General features: G+C 32.0%; 19 protein-coding genes. 9 read left to right on the top strand and 10 right to left on the bottom strand.

Annotated features, from left to right (window positions below; genetic code table 11):
* Nucleotides 1-89 precede the first annotated feature (89 nt).
* Entirely contained in the window at nt 90-437 is a 348-nt protein-coding gene (gene hisI / locus HYY52_04080) for a phosphoribosyl-AMP cyclohydrolase (GenBank protein MBI2995865.1), read from the top strand.
* On the opposite strand, the gene gltX is transcribed toward hisI, so the two are convergent.
* Nucleotides 434-1,891 (bottom strand): glutamate--tRNA ligase, encoded by a 1,458-nt coding sequence (gene gltX / locus HYY52_04075; protein ID MBI2995864.1) that lies wholly within the window; start codon nt 1,889-1,891, stop codon nt 434-436. The two genes, hisI and gltX, sit on opposite strands and share 4 nt — an antisense overlap.
* A gap of 150 nt (nt 1,892-2,041) precedes the next feature.
* On the opposite strand from gltX, the gene HYY52_04070 reads away from it, so the two are divergent.
* Nucleotides 2,042-2,809, top strand: coding sequence for a site-specific DNA-methyltransferase (locus HYY52_04070; protein ID MBI2995863.1), 768 nt, complete (start codon nt 2,042-2,044; stop codon nt 2,807-2,809).
* Here HYY52_04070 and HYY52_04065 read toward each other — a convergent pair.
* The 6 genes from HYY52_04065 to atpE are packed head-to-tail and all read right to left on the bottom strand — an operon-like array spanning nt 2,806 to nt 6,555.
* Nucleotides 2,806-3,333, bottom strand: a complete 528-nt coding sequence (locus HYY52_04065) for a mechanosensitive ion channel (protein ID MBI2995862.1) — start codon at nt 3,331-3,333, stop codon at nt 2,806-2,808. The two genes, HYY52_04070 and HYY52_04065, sit on opposite strands and share 4 nt — an antisense overlap.
* Nucleotides 3,334-3,335: 2 nt before the next feature.
* Complete coding sequence (locus HYY52_04060) at nt 3,336-4,859, bottom strand: F0F1 ATP synthase subunit alpha (GenBank protein MBI2995861.1); 1,524 nt, start codon at nt 4,857-4,859, stop codon at nt 3,336-3,338.
* Nucleotides 4,856-5,392 (bottom strand): F0F1 ATP synthase subunit delta, encoded by a 537-nt coding sequence (locus HYY52_04055; protein MBI2995860.1) that lies wholly within the window; start codon nt 5,390-5,392, stop codon nt 4,856-4,858. The genes HYY52_04060 and HYY52_04055 overlap by 4 nt, the downstream gene beginning before the upstream one ends.
* A gap of 4 nt (nt 5,393-5,396) precedes the next feature.
* On the bottom strand, nt 5,397-5,903 hold the full coding sequence (locus HYY52_04050; protein MBI2995859.1) for a hypothetical protein: 507 nt from the start codon (nt 5,901-5,903) through the stop codon (nt 5,397-5,399).
* Entirely contained in the window at nt 5,887-6,330 is a 444-nt protein-coding gene (locus HYY52_04045) for a hypothetical protein (GenBank protein MBI2995858.1), read from the bottom strand. The genes HYY52_04050 and HYY52_04045 overlap by 17 nt, the downstream gene beginning before the upstream one ends.
* Nucleotides 6,331-6,336: 6 nt before the next feature.
* Nucleotides 6,337-6,555 carry an ATP synthase F0 subunit C gene (gene atpE, locus HYY52_04040; GenBank protein MBI2995857.1) on the bottom strand — a complete coding sequence of 73 codons (219 nt, stop codon included), beginning with the start codon at nt 6,553-6,555 and terminating at the stop codon, nt 6,337-6,339.
* 159 nt (nt 6,556-6,714) lie between these two features.
* Here atpE and HYY52_04035 point away from each other — a divergent pair, with 159 nt between their 5' ends.
* A complete protein-coding gene (locus HYY52_04035; GenBank protein MBI2995856.1) occupies nt 6,715-9,411 on the top strand; it encodes an SMC family ATPase in 2,697 nt (898 codons plus the stop codon).
* A gap of 115 nt (nt 9,412-9,526) precedes the next feature.
* On the top strand, nt 9,527-11,722 hold the full coding sequence (locus tag HYY52_04030; GenBank protein MBI2995855.1) for a bifunctional (p)ppGpp synthetase/guanosine-3',5'-bis(diphosphate) 3'-pyrophosphohydrolase: 2,196 nt from the start codon (nt 9,527-9,529) through the stop codon (nt 11,720-11,722).
* Nucleotides 11,723-11,730: 8 nt separating this feature from the next.
* Here HYY52_04030 and HYY52_04025 read toward each other — a convergent pair whose 3' ends face one another.
* A complete protein-coding gene (locus HYY52_04025) occupies nt 11,731-12,018 on the bottom strand; it encodes a hypothetical protein (protein ID MBI2995854.1) in 288 nt (95 codons plus the stop codon).
* A gap of 141 nt (nt 12,019-12,159) precedes the next feature.
* Here HYY52_04025 and HYY52_04020 point away from each other — a divergent pair, with 141 nt between their 5' ends.
* Nucleotides 12,160-13,131, top strand: coding sequence for a hypothetical protein (locus tag HYY52_04020; protein ID MBI2995853.1), 972 nt, complete (start codon nt 12,160-12,162; stop codon nt 13,129-13,131).
* 33 nt (nt 13,132-13,164) lie between these two features.
* Entirely contained in the window at nt 13,165-16,617 is a 3,453-nt protein-coding gene (locus tag HYY52_04015; protein MBI2995852.1) for a tetratricopeptide repeat protein, read from the top strand.
* 7 nt (nt 16,618-16,624) lie between these two features.
* On the opposite strand, the gene HYY52_04010 is transcribed toward HYY52_04015, so the two are convergent.
* Entirely contained in the window at nt 16,625-17,590 is a 966-nt protein-coding gene (locus HYY52_04010) for a Fic family protein (protein ID MBI2995851.1), read from the bottom strand.
* A 152-nt stretch (nt 17,591-17,742) separates the two neighbouring features.
* Here HYY52_04010 and HYY52_04005 point away from each other — a divergent pair, with 152 nt between their 5' ends.
* Genes HYY52_04005 through HYY52_03995 form a run of 3 tightly spaced genes read left to right on the top strand, consistent with a single transcriptional unit; the run spans nt 17,743 to nt 20,069 of the window.
* Nucleotides 17,743-19,005 (top strand): ArsB/NhaD family transporter, encoded by a 1,263-nt coding sequence (locus HYY52_04005; protein MBI2995850.1) that lies wholly within the window; start codon nt 17,743-17,745, stop codon nt 19,003-19,005.
* Nucleotides 19,006-19,009: 4 nt separating this feature from the next.
* Nucleotides 19,010-19,783, top strand: a complete 774-nt coding sequence (locus HYY52_04000; protein MBI2995849.1) for a sulfite exporter TauE/SafE family protein — start codon at nt 19,010-19,012, stop codon at nt 19,781-19,783.
* A gap of 13 nt (nt 19,784-19,796) precedes the next feature.
* A complete protein-coding gene (locus tag HYY52_03995) occupies nt 19,797-20,069 on the top strand; it encodes a cation:proton antiporter (GenBank protein ID MBI2995848.1) in 273 nt (90 codons plus the stop codon).
* On the opposite strand, the gene HYY52_03990 is transcribed toward HYY52_03995, so the two are convergent.
* Nucleotides 20,044-21,642: a SulP family inorganic anion transporter gene (locus HYY52_03990; GenBank protein MBI2995847.1), complete on the bottom strand. Its 1,599-nt coding sequence runs from the start codon at nt 21,640-21,642 to the stop codon at nt 20,044-20,046. The genes HYY52_03995 and HYY52_03990 overlap by 26 nt on opposite strands.
* Nucleotides 21,643-21,651: the final 9 nt, after the last annotated feature.

The following is a 21,651-nucleotide window of genomic DNA, read 5'->3' as shown; positions in this document are numbered from 1 at the left end:
ATAAATATTTTCTCAAATTAAAGGGCATGTTGTCAATAGAATTTATTGATAATTTGTGAATTGCTAATATAGCGGTTAAAATAATGTTAATGAATCATCAAGAAACAGTTAACAAAATAGATTTTTCAAAAATCAAATGGAATGATATAGGTCTTGTTCCAGCTATTGTTCAGGATTATAAGGACAATGAAATTCTTATGGTTGCATTCATGAATAAAGAATCGCTCGAATTAACATTAGAAAAAAAAGAAACTTATTTTTACAGTCGCTCACGAAATGAACTTTGGCATAAGGGACACAAATCAGGTGAAGTTCAAAAAGTAAAAGAGCTTTATTATGACTGTGACAATGACACAATACTTATAAAAGTAGAGCAAATTGGTGGAGTAGCTTGTCATACTGGAAAAAGATCTTGTTTTTTTAATAGGGTTGTCTAAACTAAAACACTTAATGCTTTCTCAATCCTACTTTTTATCTTTTCTCTTCCAAGAAGTGAAATAATTAAACCTAAGTCAGGACCTTTGTTTGAGCCAGAGAGAGCTACTCTAAGAGGCCAATATAAATCTTTTCCTTTTAAGTTTAATTCTTTACCAACTTCATCAATTGCTTTTTTACAGTCACCTTGATTTTGAAAATTTATTTTATCTAGATTTTTTAGAGTTTTATCTAATACCCCCTTAGCACTTTCTGTATTTAATATTTTTAAGTTTTCTTCAGTGCTTAAATTAAAATTATCATCAAAGAAAAAATTGATTAAAGCAGGTATCTCATCTAATTTGTTTACACCAGATCTGACAGAATCTAACATGTGTAAGATTTGATTTTTTGAATAAATCGATTGTAGAGACGTTTGGCCAAACGTCTCTACGAAAAATGGTTTTGCAAGATCATAAATTTCTTCAATTGATTTTTCTTTTATATAATGATTATTAAACCAGTTTAATTTGGGCAAGTCATAAATAGCAGGGCTTTTGCTAATTCTATCCAGGCTAAACTGGTTCACGATCTCATCTAGCCTAAAGATCTCTTCTTCTGGTTTGTCTGGTTTCGTCCAGCTCATATGTACTAAATAATTTGCTAATGCTTCAGGAAGATAACCTTCTCTTTGATACTTATCAATGTTTGCAATATCACCATGCTTTCTCTTACTAAGTTTTTCCTTATCATGAGTAAAAATTAGTGGTGCATGTGCAAATGTAGGAACTACATATCCAAGTGCTTGAAAAATTGGGATTTGTTTTGCTGTATTGTGTAAATGATCATCTCCACGAATTACATGACTAATTTTCATGTCACCATCATCTACTACAACAGCAAAATTATATAGAGGAATTCCATCAGCTCTTATGATGACTGGATCTCCTCCAAGATCGTTAGTGTTTACTGAAACATCTCCTCTTATTTCATCATGCCACTTAATGTCTGTGTTATCTGGTAGTTTAAATCTAATAACTGGCTTTCTGTCTTCAGAAATAAATTTTTTCTTTTGTTCTTCTGTTAATTTTCTATGTCTGTTGTCATATTTTTCTGGGACCTTAGCTGCTCTTTGAATTTTTCTTAGCCCATCTAATTCTTCTTGTGTACAAAAACACTGGTAAGCTTTTCCTTCATCTAGTAATTCTTGTGCAAGCTTACGATAAAGAGCTAATCTTTCACTTTGATAGTACGGGCCTTCATCAAAGTTTATTTTTAACCACTTAAATCCATCTAAAATTTCTTTTGTGTATTCGTCTTTATTTCTCTCCAAGTCAGTGTCTTCAATCCTAAGAATAAATTTTCCATCATTTTTTTTTGCAAAGAGATAATTATAAAGTGCAGTACGAACTGTACCTAAATGAAGACTACCTGTTGGGCTAGGTGCTATACGAACACGGATTTCTTTTTGTGACATAAGAGTATTTTATCATTTGGTGTTATTATGTATTTAAAATTCTCATGAAAAGTAAAATCAATAATAGGCAGGTAGCTGACAGACAGCTAATTGGTTCTGCTACAGCAAAAGGTGGTTTTACAAACGAAAAAAGTATCTGCAATAAATTCAATGACTGAAAAAATGTTAATTGACAAAGTTTATCTGGGTGACTGCATTGAAATTATGGCAAAAATGCCAAAGAATTCAATTAATTTAATATTTGCAGATCCACCGTTCAATATAGGAATAAAATATGACAGATACAATGACAATTTATCTTATGATGAGTATTATAATTGGTCAAAAAAGTGGATATCAGAAACTTATAAAGTATTAAAAAACAACGGCTCAATTTATATTGCAATAGGAGATGAGTTTGCTGCTGAAATAAATATAATTTTAAAACAAACAGGTTTTTATTTTAGAAACTGGATAATCTGGTACTATACCTTTGGTCAAAGCCAACGCAAAAAATTTAATCGGGCTCATACTCATATTTTTTATTTTACAAAAGATAAGGAAGACTTCAAATTTAATACTGAATACATAAGGGTCCCATCAGCAAGACAATTAATTTACAATGATAGGAGAGCAAATCCAAAAGGTAAATTACCAGATGACGTATGGCAAATTTCAAGAGTGTGTGGGACATTTAAAGAAAGACTTGGAGAACATCCTTGTCAAATGCCTGAGTCACTGCTTGAGAGAATAATTCAAGTGAGTTCTGATGTCGGAGATTTGATTTTAGATCCCTTTGGTGGGACTGGAACTACTCCTCTTGTAGCAAAAAGACTAAATAGACATTATCTGGCAATAGAGTCTTCAGAAACTTATTACAATCTGATTTTAAAAAGATTATCACCTGAGATTGAACAAAAAAAATTATTTGCTATTTAGTGTCTTTGACTTAATACTGTCACCTTATCAACCTGACTATTTGGAATGATGTGAATGCTGCCATTAGAATCTTTAAGTGTTGTTGTTCTTAAATTCATTTTTTCAACTATACCACTATGATCACCAATTTTTACTAGATCGCCTATTCCAAATTGATCCTCTAGTAAAATAAAAAAACCATTTATTACATCTTTCATGAGGCTTTGTGCGCCTAAACTAAATGCAAATCCTAAAACACCTGCACTTGCAATAATTGGAATTACATTGAAACCTAACTCATGCAAAACCATCATAATTGCAATTGTAGTAATTATTACTTTGCTTGTTGAATGTGAAATCTGACTTAATGTTTCAGCTCTTTTTATCCTCCTGGATTGCTTGATAAAATTTTCAATTCCAAGATGAATTAGATACTGAACAAAAAATGCAATTAAAACAATTAAAAAAACTTTAAAAACATTTGGTAAGACCCAGATTGTAAGAGTTGCCATGAAGTTTTGAAAGAATGAAATTATTGAGTTCATGATTAACTAAACAAACTATCCCTAAACTTTTCTAATGTAGCTCTTAATTCTTTTTTTTCATTGTCATCTAAAGCAGCACCTGAATTTAATTTGTCTTCTAGTTTTTTATAATTTGCTGAAAAGTATTTAAACCATTCTAGTTTAAATTTTTGGATTTCTTTTAAGTTTACATTGTCAAGGATACCCTCGTTTGCTGCAAAAATCATCGTTACTTGCTTAGCTACTGTAAGCGGGCTAAACTGTGGCTGTTTTAAAACTTCAGTTAATCTTTGACCACGTTTTATTTGCTGTTGTGTAGCAGGATCTAAGTCTGATGCAAACTGTGCAAATGCTTCCATTTCTCTAAACTGTGCTAAATCAAGTCTTAGCTTACCAGCTACCATTTTCATTGCTTTTGTTTGTGCTGCACCACCAACACGACTGACAGAAATACCAGCATTAATTGCAGGTCTTGTGCCAGCATTAAATAAATCAGTTTCTAAAAATATTTGTCCATCTGTTATTGAAATAACATTAGTTGGGATATATGCAGAAACATCATTTGCTTGAGTTTCAATAATTGGAAGTCCGGTCATTGAACCCCCGCCAAGTTTTTCGTTCAATTTTGCTGATCGCTCTAAGAGTCTGCTATGAAGATAAAAAACATCTCCAGGATAAGCTTCACGTCCTGGAGGGCGGCGAAGTAAAAGACTCATTGCACGATATGCCCATGCATGTTTTGTTAAGTCATCATAAATAATAAGTACATGCTTGGAGTTTTCCATAAACTCTTCACCAATTGCAGCTCCTGTAAATGGAGCAATAAATTGAAGTGCTGGAGGATCTGTTGATGCAGCATTTACAATGATCGAGTATTCCATTGCACCAGCATCTTCTAAGATTTTTTTGATTTGTGCAACCTGACCTTGTCTTTGTCCAATGGCTACATAAATACAGATGGGCCTGTTTTTTTCATTTTTTTGATTAATAATGGTGTCTATTGCAATTGCGGTTTTACCTGTTTGCCTGTCTCCAATAATCAGTTCTCTTTGTCCACGGCCAATTGGAATCATGGAATCAATTGCAGCAATGCCTGTTTGTAGTGGTTCGCATACAGATCTTCTTTTTACAATTCCTGGTGCAACTTTTTCTATAGGTCTGAACTTGTTTGATTTAATCTCACCTTTTCCATCAAGTGGTTTTCCAATAGGGTTTATAACACGACCAATCATTGCATCACCAACTGGTACAGAAGCAACTCTTCCACTGGTCTTTACTTGTGTTCCTTCATGAACATCTCTTGCATCACCAAATAAAACTACACCAACGCTTTCTTCTTCTAGATTTAAAATCATTCCAACTGTTTTTTCTTTATCATCAAACTCAACAAGTTCGCTTGACATGGCACCTTCAAGTCCGTAAATTTTTGCAATGCCATCACCAACAGAAATTACACTTCCAACATTACTTACAGTAAGCTTTTCCTGATATTGATTTATTTGTTCTTTTAATATGCTTACTATCTCATCTGGCTTTATTGTCATTATGCAAGCAACCTCCGTTTTAAATTTTCTAATCTACCTTTAATACTCCCGTCATAAACAAGATCATTTACTTTAACTTTAATTCCACCAATTAAACCTGGTTCAATTCTTGATTTTATCGTAACTTTGTTGTCACTGTTAAGTAAATTCTCAAATTTTACTTTTAGTTTTTCTAGAGTTGAAGGATCAAGCTCGACAGTTGAAATCACTTCAAGACTAACAATACCTTTCCCTTTGTTTATAAGCTTTAAAAACTCATTTTGTATTTCAGGAAGTAAGTTAAACCTTTGTCTGTCAATAAGAATATATAAAAGATTCATTGTTGTTGTAGAGACGCTCCAGTGGAGTGTCTCTAACAATTGTTTTTTTTCATTCTTGGTAATTCCTGGATTATTGAAAACGTCTATTGCACCTTTAATCTGATTTATTAATTCATTTACACTTTTGATTTCATTGAAAATTGTTTCAGCCTTATCACAAGTAAGTTCAAATAATGCTTGTGCATATCTTTTTGCTATTTGTTTGTTTGCTTTCATTTGCTTAGTTTTTATTTGGCGTTTTTAACTCAGCTAAAAAATCCTCCATTAATTTTTTTTGCACTTCATGATCTTTTGAGATTTTTGTAAGTGCTTCTTCTGCTAGTTTTAAAGCTACTTTACTTGTAGAACTTTTTATGTTTTGGATTGCATCATCATAGCTTGCACCAATTTCTCTTTTTATTTTTAATTTTAGCTCACTAAGCTCTTTTTCTGCTTCTTCTTCTATTTGTTTTTTAATTGTAGCTGCAGTATTTCTAGCTTCATCTTTTATTTTTTCAATTTCAAGAGTTGCTTGTTTGGATTTTTCTTCTATTTTTTTTAATTCTTCACTTGCTTCCACTCTTGCTTTTCTGGCTCCTTCTAATTCTTTTGTAATTTGCTTTTTTCTTTCACTAATTATTTTAGGAAGAAATTTATTCCCTAGATAAATAAATGCTGCAGCAAGAATAATTACATTTAAAAGATCTGACTTAACTAAAATGTCCCATATCTTAATTTGTTCTAACAAGGTTTTTCTCCGTTCCTAGTATTTTATTTGTAATTAAGTCAGTAAGCACTTTTATCTCACCTTCTAATGCTTTCAGTGCTTCTTTTTGATCTTTTTCTAATTGTTTGAGAGCTCCTTCTTTTTCTTTGTTCAAGTCACTGACCAAAATAGATATTTTTTCTTCTTTTTTACTACTTGCTTGAGTTATTGATTCTTCAATTGTATTATGTGCAAGTTTCCTTGCTTCTTTAATCCTGTGATTATAATCTTCCAGGATTTTATTTGCATTTTCTGTTAATTCTTTTGCTCTTTTGTATTCTCCATTAATTAAGTTTTTTCTAGCCTCAACAATGGTACCCACAGGTTTGTACAAAGTTAAGTTTAATAAGTAAATAAATACCAAAAAGCTTAGTGCAAACAACACGAGAGTGAAATTTATTTCAAGCATATAGATTTACTGTAGTTGCAAGAACAATAAAATTGCAATTAAGAAAGCAAATAATCCAAGTGCTTCACTAAGTGCTGCAAAAATAAGTGTGTTTGCAAGTAATCTTCCTGTAGCTTCAGGTTGTCTTGCCATTCCTTCTAAAGACTTACTGGCAGCAAGTCCTACTCCAATTGCAGGACCACCTACTCCTGTTACTGCTAGCCCTGCACCAATAGCTAGTCCCATTTTAGCTAGTGCATCACCATTATTTCCTACTGCTTCTGCAATTAAAACTGGATCCATCATTACCTCCGTTTAGTAACCTTTAAGACTTAACCTTAAGGATTATAGCATTTAAAAAAAGACAGAAGCAGAGAAAATGAACTAAGATTATAATTAAAAAATATGATTTTCAAAAAGCTAACTCTAAAAAACTTTATGTCTTATCCAAATGCTGAAATTGATTTTTCAGGAGTACATGTTGCATGTCTAACTGGAGTAAATGGAGCAGGAAAGTCAAGCTTACTTGATGCTATTACATGGGTTCTTTGGGAAGGTGGCAGAGCAAGAACTGATGAACTTATAAGACTTCGCACTGTTGAAATGTCTTGTGAACTTGAGTTTTACATGGAAGGAGATCTTTACAGAGTTTATCGGTTACGATCCAAGGCTTTTAAAAATTCTCAAGGGAAATCAAATTTAGAATTTCAAATATTTAATCCTAAAGAAAAAATCTGGACTTCACTTACTTTAAGTACAGTTCGGCAAACACAGGATCTTATTATTAAAACAATAAAAATGGACTATGAAACTTTTGTTAATAGTGTTTACCTAAGACAAGGCAAAGCAGATGAGTTTACTATTAAAAAGCCACATGAAAGAAAACAAGTCCTGGCTGACATTTTAGGATTAGATGTTTACAACAAACTTTGTGAAGCTGCAAGGACAAAAGTAAGAACTTTGGATCAAGGTATTGCTTTAGAACAAAATCTCATAACCAATTTAAAAGAAAAAATTTTAAATGAAGATGAATTAAAAAAATCACTTGAGTACATATTTCTTGAATTAAGTAAAGAAGAAAAAGAATTGGTTTCTATTAGAGAAGAATTAAACAAAAAAGAAAAAGAATTAAGTGAAATGAGGGAAAAAGGAAAACAAATTAAGACATTAGAAAAATCAAAAGAAGCCCAGGAATCACTAATAAATACTTTAAGAGAACAGTTAAACAGTATTAAATTAAAAGAAGAAAAATACAAAAAGCTAATAAGCAATAAAGAAAAGATAAGACAAGAGCACAACAATTTTCTAGAATTAAAAAAAGAGTTTGACAAGTGTGAGCTGGGTAAAGAACTTTATAACAAGCTTTTACATGAGAAAAACTACTTTGAGTCTGAGCTCAAAGAAAAAATAAACCAAATAGAACAAGAATTAGCTGTACACAGATCAAAATTAACTGACAGAAGCAGCCTAAAGGATAATCTTATGAAACATCTTACAAATGAAAGTAGATTTATTTCTGATTTTCTGCCAAACACTAAAAAAGAAATTAAAGAGTTTTATGATTTACAAGAGCAAATCTCAAAAATAGAATCCAAGGGACAGGAATTAAAACATAAAAAAGAATTGCTAGATCATAAGCTAGAAGAAATTAGTGACAAGAAAAAAGAAGTTCTTAAAAAAATCGAAACCTTAAACTCTCATAACCACTCTGAGCCTTGCCCGCTTTGTAAAAGCCCAATTAAGAACAAGGATGAAGTAATTAAAGCTTACAAAGTTGAACTAAAGTCATACGATGAAAATGAGAAACTGGTAACTAGTGATATCGAAGTAATAGAAAAAGAAATACAAGAAAAAAGAAATGAATATGCACAAATTAAAGAAAAAATAAATTCAACACCTCATTTTGTATCTAAAAGGCTTAAAGAACTTGAAGAAATAAAACAACAAAGGCTTCAATCTATAAATGCTTTTAAATCAGATCCACTAGAAGCACTATCAGTCTTATCTTCACATATTGAAGTTACAAAAAACGAATTTCAAAAAACACAGGAACAGATTGCCACTCTAGATAAAGAAATAAATACTTATAAACAAGAAGCAGAATCTCTGGATGACTTATTAAAAAATGGGAGTCTTATTAAAGGATTAAGTAAAAAATTAAATGATATACAAAACGAATTAAATAAGGTAAGTTATAGCCAAAGTTTGTATGAAGAATTAAAAAGCAAGAAGATAGAAAAAGAAAATATAATTTTGACTCATAATTTGCTTTTAGAAGCAGAAACAGAATTCCCTGATGTTTCAAGAGAATTAGAAAGTTTATCACTGAAGCTAAATAAGGCAAGTACAGAATTAGAAGAATTAAAATCTTTAATAGACAAAAATAAAAACCAAATTGAAAACATTGCACAACTAGAAAGAGAAGTATTAGAAATTAAGCACAAAGAAGATAAAAAGAACTTAGTACAACAGGAAATAAAAAAGAATTTAATAGTTACAGAACAATCATTAAGTGAAATAGAGCATTCAAAAAAACAAATGAGTGACAAAGAAAACAAGATTCAGGCTCTTATTAGTGACAAAAAATATTTTGAGATATTAGAAAAAGCATTTAGTAAAAATGGAATTCCAGTAGCAATTATTGAAACAGTTGTGCCAGAAATTGAAAAAGAAGCAAATAGAATACTTACAAGGCTTACTGAAAATCAAATGCATGTTGCTTTAAAAACACAAAGAGAAAAGAAAAGTTCTAGTGGTTTAACTGAAACTTTAGATGTAGTTATAGCTGATAGCTTTGGTACAAGAAGTTATGAGCTATATAGTGGTGGTGAAGCATTTAAAATTGATTTTGCTTTAAGGCTTGCTTTATCAAAGCTACTTGCAAATAGAGCAGGTGCAAAATTACAGACACTAATTATAGATGAAGGCTTTGGATCACAAGACACTGCTGGAAGAGAAAGATTAGTTGAGGTAATAAGATCTATTCAGGATGAATTTGAATTAATTTTAGTAGTCACACATTTGGAGGAGCTTAAGGAAGCCTTCCAGACTCAAATCCAAGTTACAAAAGATGATGAGGGATCAAAAATAAGGTTAATTTGAACGTATCTTTGAAGAATTTAACAAGCAATGAATAAAAATCCTCTTATTTGTCTATAATTCAACTAAGAAGGTTCAATGATGAGCTTAATTACCCAAGAAAATAATATTGAAAACTTTGAGTGAAAATAGTGAAATAATTTTAATAAATCAGTTCTTAGACAAATTCTCTAAACTTGGCAGGCCTGAAAAAGATTTTCAGGATATTAAAAAAGCTTTGGATTTTGCTTGTAAATTACATGGTAGTCAAAAAAGAGTTAGTGAGGATCCTTATATTGTTCATCCACTTTCAGTTGCAGGAATTTTAATTGATTTAAATTGTGATACTGAGACTATCTGTGCTGGACTTTTGCACGATACTTTAGAAGATACAGACATTGATGTTGTACAGCTTGAAAAAGAATTTGGGCAAGAAGTAAGTAAATTAGTTGAAGGTGTTACTAAGCTTGGCAAACTAAGTTTTGTTTCTATGCAAGAACATCAAGCTGAAAACTTTCGTAAAATGCTTATGGCAATTGCTCTTGATTTACGAGTTGTGCTTGTAAAGATTGCAGACAGGTTACATAATATGAAAACATTGCAATATCTCTCTAGTGATAGACAAAAAAGAATTGCACAAGAAACATTAGATATTTTTGCACCACTTGCAAACAGATTTGGTTTAAATAAAGCAAAAAATGAGCTGGAAGATCTCTCATTTTTTTACTTAGAGCCTGAGAAATATAAAGAGGTAGAAGGGCTTGTAATTGGAGATAGAGAATACAGTGAAAAGAAAATAAAAGAAATTATTATAAAGATTAAAACTGAGCTTGAAAAAGCTGGTATTAAAGCAGAAATATATGGTCGTCCAAAACATCTTTATAGTATTTATAGAAAAATGCAAAGATATGGATCAAGAGAACTTTATGATCTTCTTGGGATAAGGATTATTGTAGAAAGAGAAAGACAATGTTATGAAGTGATGGGAATTATTCATGATCTTTTTAGACCTATACCAGGAAAGTTTAAGGATTACATTGCAATTCCAAAACCAAATATGTATCAGTCTTTGCATACAGCACTTGTAGGACCTCATGGCAGACCAATAGAAATTCAAATTCGTACAGAAGAGATGCATCAAATTGCTGAATATGGTATTGCAGCACACTGGAAATATAAGGAAGTAGGAAGCAGTAAAAAGTCAGATGATATTTATGATGAAAAACTGTCTTGGATTAGACAATTAATAGAATGGCAAAGCGACTTAAAGGATCCTGAAGAATACATTGATGCAGTAAAACTAGATTTTTTATCTGACGAAGTTTTTATCTTAACTCCAAAAGGGGATGTAATAGATCTTCCTAGAAACTCTACTCCAATTGATTTTGCTTACAGAATACATACAGATGTAGGAAATAAATGTACAGGTGCAAAAGTTAATGGAAGAATAGTTTCACTTAACACAACATTAAAAAACGGAGACATAGTTGAAGTTACAACAAGTAACAATGCTCATCCAAGCCTTGACTGGCTAAATTTTGTTGTTGCAAGTACTACCAAAAATAAAATAAGACAATGGTTTAAAAAGCAACATAGGGATGTTCATATTGAGCAAGGTAAGAATCTTATTGAAGCAGAATTTGGTGAGGAAAAAGCAGAACAAATTTTATCCTCAAGTGATTTTTTAGAAGCAGTAAGAAAATTAAACAGGCCTACTAAAGAAGATCTTCTAGCATCACTTGGTTGTGGAGATATTACAACTTCACAACTTAAAGGCAGGTTAAAAGAATCAATGCTTCAAAAAGAAAGTAAGTCTGCACAACACATAGCTGAAAGACCTGAAGAAGAAATTGCTGAACTTGAAGGAATGTTGCACCATCTTGCTAAGTGTTGTTGTCCTTTACCTGGAGAAGACATAGTAGGGGTTGTTTCAAAAGGGAAAGGGATTACTGTTCACAGATCTGACTGTCAAAACTTAGACAATGTAGAGCATGACAGAATATTGCCAATTCAATGGCATGAAGGTAAGGCTAAACTTTACAGTGCTGCAATTGAAGTTGAGTGTATTGATAGAGTTGGTGTTTCAAGGGATATTTTAGATAAAATTGCTGATGAAAAAATAAATGTAAGAGATCTTCGCGTTGTTGCTAGAACTACAGATGATGCTGCAGTATTAAAAATTGTTGTTATGGTAAAAGATCTTTATGAATTAAGAAAAATCATGTCGAGCATTAGTAGAGTAAGTGATGTGTTAAATGTATTTAGATCAGGAGAATACAAAAGATCTTTACTCTTTAGAAAAAAACCAAATGGGAAACATAAAAATGGGAAGTGATGTAGTGATTATCTTTTCTTTATGATCAGACTGCTTGGACAGTCAAAGCCATTTACTTTGTAACGCTTGGTATTTACTGGACATTTTTCTTCTTCTACGTTAAAACAATTATAAATCACTTGCTCACCTTCCTCGCTAACTTTTTTGCAGCAACACAAACTAAAAACTGACGGCGGTCTTCCATGTTCAGGTACATCATAATACCCTGCACCATACGCAGAAGATGTAGGAACAATACTAAAAAGTAAAATTAAAAAAAATTCTCTAAGGCTTTGTTGTTTTATTGTTTTTAACATTAGTGTGTCCTGCAAACTAGTATTCATCAAGGATATACCCATGCTATGTATTTAATTAAACAATCAATATAGATTTAGCTGATTTATGTGATGTTTGTCACATCTTATTTTTAATTGGAAGTATGATATTATGTTGGATCTATGTTTAGGATTAAAGAACTATTGTTGATATTGAGTGTTGGCTTGTTGCTATTTAACGTTCAACCTTGCAATGCTCTTGGGAAAAATCAAGATACTCACAAGTGGCTTGAGTCTTTAAGGCTTAAGGATTTTTATATGCTGCCAAGTTTTTTAGAGATTAAAGAAAAATCAAAAGATTATAAAAACAACTTATCTACTCAATATCAAAACACACCAGATGTTTTTAGTGTTGCTGTTGAATATGGTTTGCTTTTAATTGATCTAGGAATAATTGAAAGAGCAAGAACTGTTTTTGAAAAAGCACAAGGTGATTTTGTAGGAAATCCTACACCAAAAGTTTATAGAGCATTGGTTGATGCATATCAAGGGAAGTATGAATCAGCTAAAAGTACTTGGTACCCGATTTTAAAAGAAAGATACGACATGTTATTAGGTGGTCAATATTTGGGGATGTGGTTACCACACCATGTGGATGCAATAGTCAGCCTTTATCTTATAAAGGATAACTTCCCCGAAAAAGATAAGCTTGAAATAGAAAAAATGACACTGGAAGTTGCAAAACTCTTTGGCAAGAATCCTAAGTTTGCAGCTATCTTAGCCTCAAAAGATTTACAGGAGGGGAAATTAGACTCAGCCAAGGGAAGACTGGGTAAAGTTTTAGACCAGCATCCTGATGAACCATTACTTATTACATTGCTTGGTATTACAAACTTGCTTAGTGAAAACTACAATGAAGCTTTAAAACTTTTTGATAAAACAAATGAAATATACCCAAAATTCCCAACTAACAATATTATGAAAGCAAGAGCTTTATATGCCTTAAAGAGAAAAGAAGAAGCTAATAAGGCTATTGAACTTGCAAGAAAATATGATCCGATTTTAGAAGAATCTGACATAAAACTAAATAAAATGCTTGCTTTCAAGACTTATTCTAAAAAAATAAAGGCAAAAGAGAATAGTGGCACCTTTTAAATAACGATTGCGTCTGATAATAATCGTATTGTTATGAAAAAATTAGTTATTTATTTTGTTTTTGTGCTTGTTAATTTTTTTGTTTTTTGCTCTTTAAGTTTACAAGCAGCAGAAATTGAAAAAGCAGCAGGAAGAATAGTAAGCCTTTCAGGGAATGTTACTGTTGCACAAAGAGGAAGTACTTCTCCTGCAAAACCATTTCAAAATCTAAGCGTTGGTGATGTTGTATCAACCGGACCAAATTCAAGAGTTGCAATTTTACTTAGAGATGAAAGTTTAATTAAATTAAATTCAAACTCTAAAATAACTATTAAAAATGTTATCTCTTCTGTAAAGCCTGTTTCAACTGGTGTAGTTGATAAAACTCAGTTAAAACAAGATAGTGGTGAAATGTGGATTAGAACTAAAAATAGGCCTGGAAAGCTTGAAATTGATACAAAATCTGGTTCAGCAGCTATACGTGGCACGGAACTAAATATTTATTCAGATGAAAATAAAACATTGCTTACTGTTTTAGATGGCTCAGCTGATCTTTCTAATTCAATAGGATCAGTTTTAGTAGCACAAAACGAACAAGGAGAAGCTACACCAGATACTATTCCTGTAAAAAGAACATTAACTGTTGAAGAAACAGAAAATGCTGTTCAGTGGATATTTTATTTTCCAAAGAACCTTAAGTTAAAAAAACAAGTAGAAGATGCAAGTCTTGAAGTACTTACAAAAAATTATAAAGAAAATCCAGATGATGCTGAACCAAAAACACTTCTTGGAATTAAAAAATTAATTAGTGGTCAGTATAAAGAAGCCTTAGAACTTTTTGAAGAAGCAAGCAGTATAGATCCTACTTCAGCAACAAATGAGTTAATGAGAGCAAGAACATTATTTATTTTACATAAACAAAAAGAAGCTCTACAAGTCATTGACGAAGCAATAAAACTAGATCCAAGCTGGTACTTGCCAAGAGCAGAAAAAAGCAAGTATTTAATAGCTGAAGGTAATTTTGTACAAGCTGAAAAAGAAGCAAAAGAAGCAATTAATCTTGATCCAAATTCTCCAGAACCATATATTAGTTTAGGCGAAGTTCAATATATCTTTGGGAAAATTAAAAAAGCTAGTGAAAGTTTTGAAAGAGCATTAAATATTGACAGTGATCTTGCTGAAGCACATATTGGTAAGGGGAAAACATTAATTAGTAGTTTTTACAACGAAGAAGCTATTGAAGAATTCTTAGCTAGTGTACTTTTAGAACCTTCATTAGCAAGAACTCACATGTATCTTGGGCAAGCATATTATCAAAGTAAGCAAACAGAAAAAGCAATTAATGAACTTCAAGAAGCTAGGAGAATTGATCCAAAAGATCCATTAATTTTAAATAATCTTTCAATTATTTATGATGTTGCACATAAGTATGGGAAGTCACTTGAATTAGATGAAGAAACAATTAGCATTACACCAAATCTTTTAGAAGCAGGAGCAAGACAAAGTAGAAATCTCTCAGTAGCAAGTGGAAATCTTGGCATTGAACCACTTAGATTTGGGTTAACTGACTGGGGATTTTTCCAGGCAAATAAAGCACTAAGAGAAAATCCAATTGATGGAGCTAGTCATTTTACTCTTGGCTCAATTTATAGTAGTAACAGAGTTGATCCTATTCTTCCAAAGAGTGATGGCGGTGGTGTCGCACAAGCTCAGTTAAGTACAGGACAAGTAAGGGGTTTACGTGGAACAAACTTAACCGGTATAAATGCAAGGACATCTACAAACGAATTTGATCTTGGACTTAATTTTGCTTCTGACTCAGAAAGGCTAATTGGAAAATTACTATCTCCAAGTGTACTTGGATCTCCAAATGGAAGATATAGATTTTTTAGAGCACCTGAACTTTATGTAACTACCACTGGTTTTTTTGGCCAAGAACAAACCTCAGTTTTAAATGAAGGTTCAATTTCTGCAAATGGATATTTAGGTACACCATGGAATATTTATGTAAACAGTGAGTTTATGGGAGGCTTAGCAAGAAATGTCTTTGGAGATTTAACAGGAAAAGGAAATAGATCATTTTTTAAAGGTGAGTTTGCATTTAGTCCTTTAAAAACAGTTGATGTAATTGGTTCTTATACCAGAGCTGATGTAAACATGAGAGTGTTTGATAAAAACTTTCCAAAGGCAAGATCTTTATTTACACCAGATTTAAATAATTTTGATACTACTCTTAGCTGGCGTCCAAATCCAAAGAATGTAATTTTAAATAGGTTTTTTGGTGAAGTTAGTTCCACAAGATTAGATTCAAGTACACCAGAACTTGGAAGCTCAAAGATCTTTGCAGGAATCTTTCCAAGAAATTATGGTTATCAACTAAGACACCTTTCAAACCTTGATAAACACAAGTTCACGTGGGGAGGTGAGTGGATACATTCAAATAATCCTGCACAAGTAAGCACTAATTTCTTTAGCACAGGCATTGTTCCTCCTGTTCAAACAATTGGATACCTTAAAGAAAGATCAAAATATGACATCATTACTGCATACACACAAGATTTAATTAGACTAAACAAAAGAACAGATTTTGTGCTTGGATTTAGATACGATCAAATTTTCCAGAGAACAAAAGACAATACAATAGCTCAAACAATTACTGATGGAATGACTGCAAATCTTTTTGATTATGATAAAAGATTTACTGACAGAGTTTCATTTAGCCCTCAAGCTGCTGTTGCATATAACATTGGTGAAAACACTGTAGTAAGGCTTGGTTCACAACACAAAGCTTTTTACAATACTTTTTTACCTGAGCTTGCACCGCAAGACGTAGCAGGATTACCTTTTGGCGATCAAGGTGAGTTCTTTACACGTGGAACTGAAGGCTGGGAGCATGCAGCAAGTTTTGAACATAGACTTCCAAAGATTTTACCCTGGCTGGAAAATTTTATTAAAGTAAAACCTTTTTATAGAAGAATGCTTGTTAGAAACTTTGATAGCATAGCTGACTATCAAGTACAAAGAGTTAGAAACTGGGGTTTTGAAGTAGGTTACAACCAACTTATGTTTAAGCAAATTGGTTTTTTTGCAACATATGTTTATCAACATGTTCGGGACAGGACACCATACAAAATATTTGATGATACGACAAGCACTTTAGCAATTGTAAATGGAAAAATTCCAACCCTTCAAGTACCAAATAGAATTCGTTTTGGATGGACTTGGCATAGTCCAACAGGAATTAGCATAAACTTTATTAATACTTACATTGGACCAAAGTTTGGAACAATTGGAGAAGTGGATAAGATCAAAGGATATTTTCTTGGGGATGCAAATATTACTTATGAATCACCAAGAACAAGAAGCTATCTTTTAACTTTTGGTATAAACAATATTTACGGAGCAGCATTTAGACAATCACTTAGACAAAGAGATCCAGGAGTTACATTTTATGGAAACTTTGAGCTAAGAGGAGTATTGCCACTTAGTACACATTTTTGGAGATGATGTGGGCCTATTTAAATTTGTAAGAAGTTAATCTTTTATCCCCATATTTTTCTGCCAGCTTTTTATCTACACAATATTTTAGATCCCTGCTAGCTGTTGCAGTTGAGATGTTTTTAAACAAATCAATATAATTTTTCCTGCTAAACTTTGTACTTTTAAAGTATTCCTTAGCTTTAGTTATTCTTTGTTCAGTGCTTACTGTTTCGGGCTTAAATTCAGAATAATATCTATTTAGTGAATTATAAATGATGCCCAACATAAATTCGACAAATATTGTTGATTCTCCTTGTTTATCAGATTGCTCTAAAGCTAAATAATAATCCTGCTGATTCTCTTTAATTATTGACTCAATTGGAATGTATTGAAATATAGGGTTGTAATTATAAAGAATTATAGTTTGCCAGAATCTTCCCAATCTACCATTACCATCAATAAATGGATGAATAAACTCAAATTCATAATGAAAAACTGTGCTTCGTATTAATAGATGTTCATCTTTTTTGTTTTTAGTTAGATAATCAAAAAGATTTTTTAAAAGCTTAGGCAACATTTTTGGCTGAGGAGCAATATGTGAAGCTTTATTTCCTTTTAGAATTCCTACATTGCTTGCTCTGACTTTACCAGCATTATTAACTAAGCCTTGCATAAAAACTTTGTGCGCTTTACACAGTGAGTCTAGTGAGTTTGGATTACATTTACTTAAATCTTCATAAGCCTTTATTGCATTATTGACTTCAATAATATCTTTTTTTGGACCAATTACTCTTTTGTTTTCAATAATTGCAGTTATTTGTCCAATAGATAAAGTATTGCCTTCAATTGATAGTGTGCCGTGAATGGTCTTAATTTTATTTTGCTTTCTTAGTTGCGGAGTTGGTATAGTTGAAGTAAATCCTTCTAATTTCCCAAGTAATGCAGAAATCTCAGCAATTAAGGATATTGATTTATTTGTAATTTTATAAAGAGGATACATAAGCTGATAGTATCATATGATACTATCATTATACCCTGAACTTAAGCTATCGTACCTCTCGTATAGGTTTTAAAATCCTATTTATATTACAACATCTTTGCTTTTGAAATACCAATAAGAACTTTTAATTGTTACCTGTTAATATTTTATAGATGTCCTTCAATTTTCTTTTTCCAAACTTAATTTTAATTCTTGCTTATATTTTAATTACGCTTGAAAAATTGCCAAGGGTTGTAATTGCACTGCTTGGTGCCAGTGCTTTACTCATTGGGAAATTTATTACTCAGGAAGAAGCATTTCATTATATTGATTTTAATGTAATTTTTTTACTTGTTGGAATGATGATACTTGTAAATATTCTTAAGGAAACAGGTGGCATTAGGTATCTAGCAATCTGGACTTTAAAAAAGGTAAACGGCAGCGGAGTACTACTTATGATTTACTTTGCACTTTTAACTGCTTTTGTTTCTGCTTTGTTAGACAATGTTACTACTGTTTTACTTCTTGGCTCAGTTACTATTGCAATTGCAAAAGATTTAAAAATAAATCCTGTACCTTATTTAATAACCCAGGCAATAGCTTCAAACGTTGGAGGAACAGCAACACTAATCGGGGATCCACCAAACATAATGATTGGTTCTGCTGCAAAGTTAGATTTTAATCAATTTGTTATTAATTTAACTCCAGTTGTTTTAGTAGTCTTAATTGTAAATCTTTTTACGCTTTATTTGATTTATAAAAACCAGCTTAAGATATCACAAACTGCTAAAAAAGAACTTGAAGAGATGTCTTTAAAAGGACTAATTACAGATAAAAAACTTTTAGTAAGAGCACTAATTGTTATTTCAATTGTAATTCTTGCTTTCTTTTTTCATGGAGCATTAAATCTTGAAGCAGGAACTATTGCGCTTAGTGGTGCATCTGTACTTTTAATTTTTGAAAATAGAAAACATATTTGGGAAGATGTTGAATGGACAACAATTTTCTTTTTCATAGGTCTTTTTATAATTGTTGGAGCAGTAGAAAAAGTTGGCACAATACATTATCTTTCAGAACTTGTTTTTAAATTAAGTAAAGGAAGTTTTGAGATTATAACATTTGCAATTCTTTGGATGTCTGGTTTTCTTTCTGCAATTATAGACAATATTCCATACACTGCTACAATGATCCCGCTTATAAAAAACTTGGGGCATCACTATCATGACTTAAATCCTCTCTGGTGGGCACTTTCGCTTGGTGCATGTCTTGGCGGAAACGGAACTTTAATTGGAGCAAGTGCAAATATAATAATCGCAGACATGGCAAACAAAAGTAATCATCCAATAACATTTATAGAATTTTTAAAAGTTGGGATGATTGTAATGATAGAAGCTTTAATTATTTGTAGTGTTTATTTGTGGTGGAGATATCTCTAACGGGATGGATATTTTCTTAATTTCTTTTTTTGCATTTATTTCATCTCTTATTAGTTTGTTTTCAGGCTTTGGGGTTAATTCAGTAATGCTTCCTGTTTTTGCAATATTTTTCCCAATTAATATTGCAGTTGCGTTTACTGCCATTGTCCATTTCTTAAACAATTTATTTAAACTAACACTCCTTGGCAAATATGCAGATAAAACAATTGTTTTAAAATTTGGCATTCCTGCAATTCTTACTGCTTTTTTTGGAGCACGGACATTAAATTTTCTTGCTGGACTAGAACCAATTGCAAATTATGAGTTGTGTCATAAAGAATTTTTTATCACTCCAATAAAACTAGTTATTGCAACAATAATTTTTTCATTCGCACTTTTTGATATCTTACCAAGCCTGCAAAAATTTTCATTTGATAAAAGACTTTTACCTCTTGGTGGATTATTAAGTGGCTTTATTGGCGGACTATCTGGTCACCAGGGAGGACTTCGCAGCGCATTTCTTATAAAATGTAATCTTTCAAAGGAAAGTTTTATTGGAACCGGGGTATTAATTGCCTGCATGGTAGATATTTCAAGATTAATTGCATATAGTTCATTTTTTTTAAGAGATATTTTAAGCAAAAACATTACATTGCTTATACTAACAATATTATTCTCACTGCTAGGTGTTTTATTGGGGAATAAACTACTTAAGAAGGTTACTTATGAGTCAATTCAAAAAATTGTTGGTTTAATGTTAATTACTGTGGGAATTATGTTAATGGTAGGAATTATATGAGTAAAATAAAACCATAGCACTTTTATTGTTTCTGTTAATTGGGATACTTGCTGGTTCAGATGGCCCAGGGGGTATTTATTTTGATAATTCAAAGCTTGCACAACAACTTGGAATAGTGGGACTTGTATTTATTTTATTTGCAGGTGGATTTGATACAAAGTGGGAAGAAGTAAAGCCAATTGCTTTTAAAGGACTATCACTTGCAACATTAGGAATAGTTGTTTCAACATTTTTAGTTGGCCTATTTGCATATAAAGTGCTTAGTTTTTCCTGGCTTGAAAGCTAGTAATAGAACTTAATTTCTTTTCAGAAATATCTATATCTAACAATGCATCTTCAAAAGAGTCAAAGCAATGGTTTTCATTTATCTTATGAACTGTTCCTATTTTTGTCAGTGCTGCTTTAATTTGCATAGTCATTCCAACAAAGAATACTTTTACATTTCTTTTTTCTAACTGCTCAATTGCATCTTCTATTGCATAGGCTCCGCTTTGATCAATTACTGGCACATTGTAAAACTTAATTATTAAGTACTTCACATCTTTCATTTTGGTTAAAGCAAGATCAAAGTTTTTCACTTCCCCGAAAAATAATGGACCGTTGAAGGTATAAATGTAAATTTTCTTTCTTAGATCTAGCGGTATTTGACTTTCAACCTCGTAAAGATGTTCAAGGCTGTCATAACTTGAATGTGATGAAGAACCAATATCACTAAGTTTTTTAGCAAAAAATATACTTGAGAGTGCAACCCCAACGACAACAGCCATAATTAGATCTACAAAAACTGTCAGAGAGAGAGTTATAAGCATGACGATTACATCTTCTTTTGGTGCTTTTCCAATACTTAGTAAACCTCTATAGTCAAGTATTCCAATTCCCACAGTAACTAAAATACCTGCTAAACATGAAAGCGGGACAATAGAAGCAAGAGGACCAATACTTACTAAGACTGCAAGTAAAAATAAGCCATGTACTATTCCACCAAGATAATTTGTACCACCTGACCTAATGTTTACAAGACTTCGCATAGTAGCTCCAGCTCCAGGAATACCACCAATTAAACCTGCTGCTATATTTCCTATTCCTTGTCCTATTTGTTCCTGCTCACTGTCATGTCTTTTGCCTGTAATTCGCTCGCAAATTAATGATGTTAATAATGAATCTATTGAGCTTAGAACTGCAAGAGTAAATGCTGCATAAAAAATTAAATGCATATCTTCTATAGAAATCCCAGGAATTCTTGGAAGTGGAATACCGTGTGGTATTTCACCGATTCTTGGTAGGTTGAAATTAAAATAAACTGAAGTAAAAGTACAAACTAAAAGAGCAACAAGTGGCGCAGGTATTTTCTTTGTAATAAGAGGAAGCAAATATATTATTAAAATTGCAAACAAACTAATTAACATTGCCTGGATATTAAAGCTTTTTGGAATATCAATAAAATGCAATAAGGCGTCTTCTACATCACCGTATCCTTTTAATCCAAAAAGCGGATTAATTTGAATTATAGTAATTATTATTCCTATACCACTCATGAAGCCAGATATTACTGGGTAAGGTATATAACGAATAAATTGTCCTGTTTTAATTAACCCAAATAATATTTGTAAAAGTCCAGCTAATACAATAGCTGCAAAGATATGCTCTGAGTGCTTTAAATGACTTGCAACAAGAGTGGCAGTAACTACTGTCAATGGACCAGTTGGCCCTGTAACTTGTCCTGGCGTACCTCCAAATAATGCAGCAAAAATCCCAGTAGCCATTGCTCCATAAATACCTGCATGAGCACCCAGTCCAGAAGCTACACCAAATGCCATAGCCATTGGTAAAGCTACAACGCCAGTAGTTAAACCACTCATAAAGTTTGT

The sequence above is a fragment of the Candidatus Melainabacteria bacterium genome, from assembly GCA_016193285.1.
In the GTDB taxonomy this organism is placed as follows: domain Bacteria; phylum Cyanobacteriota; class Vampirovibrionia; order 2-02-FULL-35-15; family 2-02-FULL-35-15; genus JACPSL01.
The sequence above is the reverse complement of the archived record's forward strand: the minus strand, read 5'-3'. Positions and strand labels throughout refer to the sequence as shown.